Annotated in this window: 4 protein-coding genes; 2 read left to right on the top strand and 2 right to left on the bottom strand. The window is 71.9% G+C overall.

What is annotated here, in order from left to right; translation table 11 throughout:
* The first annotated feature begins 191 nt into the window (after positions 1-191).
* Complete coding sequence (locus IXW69_RS06645; RefSeq protein WP_194785576.1) at positions 192-3,110, top strand: ExeM/NucH family extracellular endonuclease; 2,919 nt, start codon at positions 192-194, stop codon at positions 3,108-3,110.
* Positions 3,111-3,319: 209 nt separating this feature from the next.
* Positions 3,320-4,249 carry a type IV toxin-antitoxin system AbiEi family antitoxin domain-containing protein gene (locus IXW69_RS06640; protein ID WP_194785575.1) on the top strand — a complete coding sequence of 310 codons (930 nt, stop codon included), beginning with the start codon at positions 3,320-3,322 and terminating at the stop codon, positions 4,247-4,249.
* 166 nt (positions 4,250-4,415) lie between these two features.
* Here the strand turns inward: IXW69_RS06640 and IXW69_RS06635 are convergent, their stop codons facing one another.
* Together IXW69_RS06635 and IXW69_RS06630 are read right to left on the bottom strand one after the other, a co-directional pair.
* On the bottom strand, positions 4,416-6,152 hold the full coding sequence (locus tag IXW69_RS06635) for an ABC transporter ATP-binding protein (RefSeq protein WP_194785574.1): 1,737 nt from the start codon (positions 6,150-6,152) through the stop codon (positions 4,416-4,418).
* Positions 6,152-8,110 (bottom strand): ABC transporter ATP-binding protein, encoded by a 1,959-nt coding sequence (locus IXW69_RS06630; protein WP_194785573.1) that lies wholly within the window; start codon positions 8,108-8,110, stop codon positions 6,152-6,154. Before IXW69_RS06630 ends, IXW69_RS06635 begins: the two co-directional genes overlap by 1 nt.
* Positions 8,111-8,317: the final 207 nt, after the last annotated feature.

Genomic DNA, 8,317 nt, shown 5'->3' with positions numbered 1-8,317 from the left:
CATCGCCCTGGCCCACCGCCGCATCCTCACCCTGCACGCCATGATCCGAGACGGCGCCCTCTACGACCCCCAACCAACCCACCAGCTACCCGCTGCCGCTTGACCAACAACATAGGGGCACCCCCCCGCCCGCACAGCGGTCCACCCGACCGCCCCAGTGCACCGGTCGCGCTCGTCCCACCAGGAGAGACATGTCCCGTCACGTCCCAGGCGGCCGCGCGACCGCCGCCCTCTCGCTCACCGGAGCCCTCGCGCTGGCCCTCACCGGGCTCGCCGCCCCGGCGCCGGCCCACGCCGCCACCGACGGCTCCGGCCTCGTCATCTCCGAGGCCTACACGCGCGGAGGCTCCACCGGCGCCTCCTACCAGCAGAAGTTCGTCGAGATCCTCAACCCGACCGGCTCCGCCGTCAGCCTCGAGGGCCTGTCCCTCCAGTACGTGTCCGCCCCCGGCGGCGCGGCCTCGGCGACCTGCGCCCTCACCGGCACCGTCGAGGCCGGCGGGACCTTCCTCGTCATCGGCGGCTCCAACGGCTCGAACGGCGCGGCGCTCACGGGCGACGAGGCCTGCGCCGCCGTCAACCCGGCCGCCGCCTCCGGCACCCTCGCCATCGTCCGCGGCACCACCGCCCGCACCTTCCCGAGCGGCACCTCCACGGCGGACGCGGACGTCGTCGACCTCCTCGGCTGGGGGAGCGCCGCCTCCTACGAGGGCACCGCCGCCCAGGCCGCCGGCAGCACCGCGGAGTCCCTCCAGCGCGCCGCCTCCGGCACGGACACCGACGACAACGCCGCCGACTTCACGGCGGGCGCCCCGACGCCGACCGGCTCCGGGACCACTCCGAACCCCGAGCCCACGGCCGAGCCGAGCACGTCGCCGACGGCCGAGCCGACCGCTGAGCCGACTTCCGTTCCGACCGCGACCCCGACGGCGAGCACCGTCTCGATCGCCGACATCCAGGGCACCGGCGACTCCACAGCTCTGGCCGGGCAGACCGTCACCACCCGGGGCGTCGTCACCGCCGTCTACGCCACCGGCGGCTTCTCCGGCTACTACATCCAGACCCCCGGCAGCGGCACCGCCAAGAAGCCCGGCGACGCCTCCGACGGCCTCTTCGTCTACGACGGCGACGGCGCGGCCTCCCTCGCCGTCGGCGACTGCCTCGACGTCACCGGCACCGCCGGCGAGTACAACGGGCTCACCCAGCTGTCCAAGGTGAGCGCCCGCACCGCCGTCGCCGACTGCGCCCCCGCCACCCCCGTCGAGATCAGCGAGAGCTCCTGGATCCCGACCGACGCGGACAAGGAGCCCTACGAGGGCATGCTCCTGCGCCTCACCGGCAGCTGGACCGTCACCGACAACTACTCGACGAACCAGTACGGCCAGCTCGGCCTCGCCGTCGGCGACGAGCCCCTCTACAACGCGACCGACGTCGTCGCCCCCGGCGCCGAGGCCACCGCCTACGAGGCCTCCAACGCCGCCAAGGAGATCAACCTCGACGACGGCTCCTCCTGGAACTACACGTCCAGCAAGACCGCCCAGGCCCAGCCGCTGCCCTACCTCGTCGCCGACGACCCGGTCCGCGCCGGCGCCGCCGTCACCTTCACCAAGGACGTCGTCCTCGACTACCGCTTCGGCTGGAACCTCCAGCCCCAGGCCCAGGTCAACGGCACCACGAACTCGCCCGTCACCTGGGAGAACACGCGCACCGCGGCCCCGCAGGTCGGCGACACCGCGTCGGTCGCCTCCTTCAACGTCCTCAACTACTTCACCGACCTGGGCCAGGACGAGACCGGCTGCTCGGCGTACGAGGACAAGGACGGCAACCCCGTGACCGCCAAGTCCTGCGAGGTGCGCGGCGCCTACACGCCCATCGCCTTCGAGCACCAGCAGGCCAAGATCGTCGCGGCCATCAACGAGCTCGACGCCAGCGTCGTCGGCCTCGAGGAGATCGAGAACTCCGCCAAGTTCGGCCACGACCGCGACGCCTCCCTCGCCCAGCTCGTCGACGCGCTCAACGCCGCCGCCGGCGAGACCAAGTGGACCTACGTCCCCTCCCCTACCACGCGCCCCGCGCTCGCCGACGAGGACGTCATCCGCAACGCCTTCATCTACCAGCCGGCCCTCGTGACGACCGTCGGCGAGTCCTCGATCCTCGACGACGCCGCCTTCAACGGCACCGCGCGCCAGCCGCTCGCCCAGGCCTTCAAGGCCGTCGGGGCCGACGACTCGCAGCACTTCGTCGTCATCACGAACCACTTCAAGTCGAAGGGCTCCGTGCTCTCCGGTGAGGGCAACGCCGACTCCGGCGACGGCCAGGGCGCCAACAACGCCCAGCGCGTCCTCCAGGCCAAGGCCCTCACCGCCTTCGCCGCGCAGTGGTCCGACCTGCCGACCGTCATCCTCGGCGACTTCAACTCCTACTCGAAGGAGGACCCGATCACGACGATCGAGTCCGCCGGGTACCGCCTCATCGACGCCGTCGTCGCCGAGCAGGGCGGCAGCGTCGGCAAGTCCTACCAGTTCGACGGCCGCATCGGCTCCCTCGACCACGTCCTCCTCAATGACAAGGCCGCGGCCCTCGTGACCGGCGGCAAGGTCTGGGACGTCAACGCGGACGAGTCCATCGCCTTCGAGTACTCGCGCGAGAACGACAACGTGACGCAGCTCTGGGCGGGGAACCCGTACCGTGCCAGCGACCACGACCCGGTCAAGGTGGGGCTGAGGCTCGCGACCGAGCCCGTCATGCCCGCTGACGTCGCGGCCGCCGCGGCCTCCGGCAAGGGCGAGGTGCTCCAGGGCGACTGGGACGGCGACGGCGTCGTCACCTACGCGCTGCGCTCCGGGGACACGGTCACGTTCTACGCGGAGAACGCTGAGGACTCGGCCGTGTGGGCGCGGGTGACGCTCGGCAAGGTCAACCACGAGGTCTTCGTGGGCGACTGGGACGGCGACGGCGCCGACGAGCTGGCGCTGCGCAAGGGCGCCAACGTCTTCTACCAGCGATCGGCCGACTCCCCCGCGATGACGAGGGGCCGGGTCAACGCCTCGCTCGCCTACAAGGTGGAGCGCCAGTCCGACGGGCGCGACGCCCTCGCCCCGGTGGATTGAGGTCCTCCCGGGGTTTGGACCACCTTCCTGAGTGCGGACCACCTGAGCCAATGGCTTGGGTGGTCCGCACTCGGCTTGGTGGTCCAAACCTCGCTTGATGGTCCGCTCTGGAGACAGTCCGGGCTCCACAGGCGCCGCCGTGTGGGGCGTACGTCGGGCTGTCCAGAGGCACACCGCCGCCATGGCGTCCGTCCCATCAGCCTGTAGGTGTGCGAACCCCACCAGCTCCGATCCTGCTCACACGCGAGCTCGCCGCCGCGGGAGAGCGCCCCGACCTGCTCTCGCGCAGAGCCGCTAGGGGCGAGCTCGTCCGACTGTGCCGCGGCGCCTACGCGCGCACGGAAGACCTTCGTCTACTCACGTCAGGGCAGCGTCATCTCCTCTCGGTGCTCGCCGTCACGCTGACGGGCATGCTCGGCGACGGCGCCGTGCTCGCCAGGGAGTCCGCTGCCCTGCTCCACGGGATCCCGCTCATCGGGCCGATCCCCGAGCGTGTCCAGCTGGTTCGTCCAGGTCGTAGTGGCGGTCGGAGCACGCACGGAGTCCGGACCCTCCGTGCCCCGGAGGACTACGAGACGACCCGCCTCGACGGTGTCCTGGTGTCCACCCCTGCCCAGACCCTCATCGACCTCGGACGACGACGGTCCCTGTCCTCGACCCTCGCGGGGCTCGACGCCGTCCTGCGTGCCGGGACCGTGCATCGCGAGAAGCTGACCGAGCTGGCGCAGTCCCACCCGTCCGCGCACGGCAACGCCCGCCTGCGGTACGCGATCGATCTCGCGGACCCGTTGGCGGAGTCGCCTGGTGAGAGCCTGTCGCGGGCGGTCATGGTGCAGCGCCGCCTCCCGCTGCCGAGCCTGCAGGTCGAGGTGCATGACCGGACAGATCGACTCCTCGGCCGCGTCGACTTCATGTGGCCCGAGCTCGGTGTCATCGGTGAGTTCGACGGCGCCATCAAGTACACGCGTGCGCTGACTGGTCGCTCGGTGGACCAGATCGTGCTCGAGGAGCGCCGTCGGGAGCACGCGATCGAACGCGCTACCGGGATGAGAGTGACTCGGTGGACGTGGAAGGACGCCCTGGGGGAGGCGGGAATGCTGCGGGCCCTCGCCGACGTCGGCGTCCTCCCTCGCCGGTGAGCCGAGCGCCTTGCCAGCCCCAGTACTCGGGTGAGGCCGACGAAGCGGACCACCTGCGTGATTCCGGACCACCCCAGCCAATGGCTGACGAGGTCCGGAATCACGCAGGTGGTCCAAACCGCGTGCAGAGGCGTGAAGAGGGCTGGGAGGGAGGGACGGGCCGGGGCTACTCCTGGCTCCACGCCTCCCACAGGCTCGCGTACTCGCCGCCGAGGGCCACGAGCTCGTCGTGCGTCCCCAGCTCAACGATCCGGCCGTCCATGACGACGGCGACCCGGTCCGCGTCCTGCGCCGTGTACAGGCGGTGCGCCACCTCGATGACGGTGCGCCCCGCCAGCGCCGTCGACAGCGTCTGCTCGAGCGTGCGAGCCGCGTGCGGGTCCAGCAGCGAGGTCGCCTCGTCGAGGATGAGCGTGTGCGGGTCCAGCAGGACCAGCCGCGCGAGCGCCACCTCCTGTGCCTGCGCCGGGGAGAGCATGAGGTGCCCCGAGCCGACCATCGTGTCCATGCCCTCGGCCAGCTCGTCGACCCACGCGTTCGCGCCGATCGCCTCGATGGCGCCGCGGATCGTCACCTCATCTGCCTCAGGCCGCGCGAGGCGCACGTTGTCCGCGATCGTGCCGACGAAGACGTGGTGCTCCTGCGTCACGAGCGCCACGTGACGGCGCAGCTCCTCCTCGGTGAGGTCCGTGAGCGGCACGCCACCCACCGTCACCGAGCCCGACGTCGGAGGGTTGATGCCGGCGAGCATCCGCCCCAGCGTCGACTTCCCCGAGCCGGAGGGCCCGACGACGGCGAGCCGCTCGCCCGGGGTGAGCTCGAGGTCGATGCCGTGGAGCACCTCGACGCCCTCGCGGTACGCGAAGCGCACGTCGGACAGGACGACCTGCCGCCCGTCGGGGACGGCACCGGTCGGCGTGCGGTCGGAGGGGACCTCCTCGACGCCGAGGATGCGGGACAGGGAGGCCTGCGCCACCTGGACCTGGTCGATCCAGAACATGAGCTGGCCGATGGGCTTGCGCAGCTCCATCGCGTAGAGGGTGACGGTCGTGATCGCGCCGAGGCTCGCCCAGCCGTGCCCCGCGAGGAAGCCGCCCCACAGGAGGATGACGACGACGGGCGCGCGCCAGGCGACGTCCAGCACCATGAACAGGCGCACGCGCAGGCGGGCCGTGTACTGCTCGAGGCTCCACGCCTCCTTGACCGAGGCGTGGATGGAGTCCTCGCGGTGCCCGCCGATGCCGAGGGCGTCGACCGTCTCCGCGTGCTCGACCGTCTCGGAGACGACGCCGTTGAGGCGCGCGTAGGCGGCGGAGTTCGCGCGGTACGCGGGCACGGAGATCGGCAGGTACCAGCTCATCATCGCCCACACCGGCGGCAGCACGACGAGCAGCCCGAGGGCCAGGACCCAGTCTGAGAAGGCCGCCGCGACGATGGTGAAGACGATCGTCACCGTGCACACCATGATCTGCGGGATGCCGACGCGCACGAGGAACTCGATGCGGGAGACGTCGTTGGTCGTGCGCCCGACGAGGTCGCCCGTGCCAGCGGTCTCGACGGCGGAGAGCGGCAGGTGCACGACGCGGTTCATCATCCGCTCGCGCAGGTCCGCGAAGACGGACTCGCCGAGCGTGCGCGCGTACATCTGGGCGAAGCGGTTGATCGTCGCGCCGATGATCGTGACGACGACGATGACGAGGACGACGCGGTCCACGTAGCCGGCCGTCGCGCGACCCGTGGAGACGCGCGTGACGAGCTGACCGAGGAGCTGGGGCGCGACGAGCGGCGCGAGGACCGCGAGGATCTGGAGGACCAGGACCCACACGAAGCGCATCCGGTACGAGGCCATGATCCCGAAGGTCTTGCGCATCGCGACCTTGCCGGGGGCGAGAGGCAGTGCCATCAGCGGGCCACCTCCTCGGTGCCGTCGTCGACGACGTCGGCGGCGGAACCTGTGGGTGCAGGATCGCTGTCGTTCTGCGCGGTGCCCGCGCCCGTCGGCACCGGGGGTGCCTCCTCACTGGTGCTGTGCGCCGTGCCCGCACCCGGCTGCGCCTCCGGCGCAGCCTCGCCAAGAGCCCGGGCGACGACGGCCCGGTAGGCCAGCGCGTCGGGCTCCCCGGCGCGGGCGCGGTCCAGCAGGTCACGGTGCGTCGAGCGCACGCGCTCGCGGCCCTCGGCGTCGAGCAGCACGACCTCGTCGGCCACCTCGAGCACGAGCGGCGACTCCGTGACGAGCACCGTCGTCCGGCCGCGCCGTGCGTCGCGCACCCGGTGCGCCACCCTCGACTCCGTGTGGGAGTCGAGGGCGCTCGTGGGCTCGACGAGGACGAGCGTCGGCGCCTCGGTGAGCAGCGCACGGGCCAGCGACACGCGCTGCCGCTGACCGCCAGAGAGAGAACGCCCCTTCTCGGTGATCATCCCGGCGAGCCCGAGGTCGAGCGAGGAGAGCACGTCGTGGGCGTCGGCCACCTCGATGGCGGCGAGGAGGCGGTTGTCGCCGGGCAGGTGCTCGGCGGCCTCGCGCACGTTCTGGTCGACGGCGGCCACGCCGGAGCGCTCCTCCTCGGCCTCGACGAGGGCGTGGACCCCCACCGGTGTCGGCGCCGGGGCGCGCAGCGGGTCGAGGGCCTCGCGCAGCGTCCCGGTGAACAGCTGGGCCGTCGCCCCGGAGACGACGACGCTCGCGCGCACGTCCTCCAGCGGCATCCCGGTCAGTGGCCGGTTCGCGAGCGTGACGACGGGACCGGCGTCGTCGAAGCGGCCCAGGCGCGTGGCCAGGGCGGCGGAGACGTCCGGGTCCGCGGCGACGAGGGCGGTGAGGCGCCCCGGGGCGACGCGCAGCCCGGAGGCCTCGTCGACGAGCTCGCCCTCGAGGCGCTCGCCGTGCAGGGGGTTGAGGACGCGTCGCTCGTCGGGAGTGCCCGACTTCGGCGTCACCGTGAGCAGGCGGCGCAGGCGGCGCACGCCGACCGTGGCGCGCGTGTAGTCCTGCACCGAGTTGGAGAAGACCATGAGCGGCCAGGACAGGTAGGCGGTGTAGCCGTAGAAGGTGACGAGGTCGCCTGGCGTGATCGCCCCCGTGATCGCCATGCGCGCTGCGGCCCACACGACGACGGCGACGAACAGGCCGGGCAGCAGCACCTGGAGGCTCATGAGGACGGACTGGGTGCCGGCGACGACGACTCCACGACGCCGCAGCTCCTGCGAGGCGTCCCGGTAGCGCTGGGCGAAGACGTCCTCGCCGCCGATGCCGCGCAGGATGCGCAGGCCGGCGACGGTGTCCGTCGTGATGGTCGTGACCTCGGACTGGGCCGCGCGCTGGTGCGCCTGGCGCTTCTGCAGCGGCTTGATGACGAGGGTGATGATCCAGGAGACGATCGGCATGCCGACCAGCACGATGATGCCGAGCGTCACGGAGGTCCGCAGCATGAGGACGGCGACGATGATGAAGGAGATGACCGCGCCGGCCAGCGAGGAGAGGCGCTCGACGAAGTTGCCGACGTACTGGGCGTCGGAGGCGACGATCGAGGCGACCTCGCCGGTGGAGACCTGGCGGCCCAGGTCCGAGCCGGTCGAGGAGACCTGGCGGCCCACGAGGCGGTCGACGTCGAAGTTGACGCGCATCCAGGACATGACCCCGAAGTAGGAGTTCATGGTGTCGCCGACGGCGTAGACGACGAAGAGCGCCAGCAGACCCAGGCCGATAGCCCACACGCGCCCGTTGAGGCCGTTCTCGATGCCCGCGTCGAGGGCGGCGCCGAGAAAGGCGGGGACGATCGCCTGGATCGTCTGGGAGACGATCGCCGCCAGCGAGGCGATCGTGAGCGGCACGGCGGCGCGCCGCAGGATCCACCGCATGAGCGCCGCGCCCGAGCTCGTGGGCGGCTGCGGGACGGGGGAGTCCGCGGTGGGCAGGAAGGTCGCAGGGGGACCGGCGGGAGGACGAGGGCATGGTGCGTTGAGGCTACCGACGGGGCGACGGCGTCGGCAGGTGCCCGAACGGTGAGATGAGACGCTTCCGTGACAGCGTCCTGAGGCGTCCTGGCGCGCCGCTCGCTAGGGTCC

Origin of the sequence: Actinomyces haliotis, from assembly GCF_015355765.1 — a bacterium.
Lineage (GTDB): Bacteria > Actinomycetota > Actinomycetes > Actinomycetales > Actinomycetaceae > Actinomyces > Actinomyces haliotis.
Note: the sequence above shows the minus strand (reverse complement) of the source record. Positions and strands in the feature narration are given on the sequence as shown.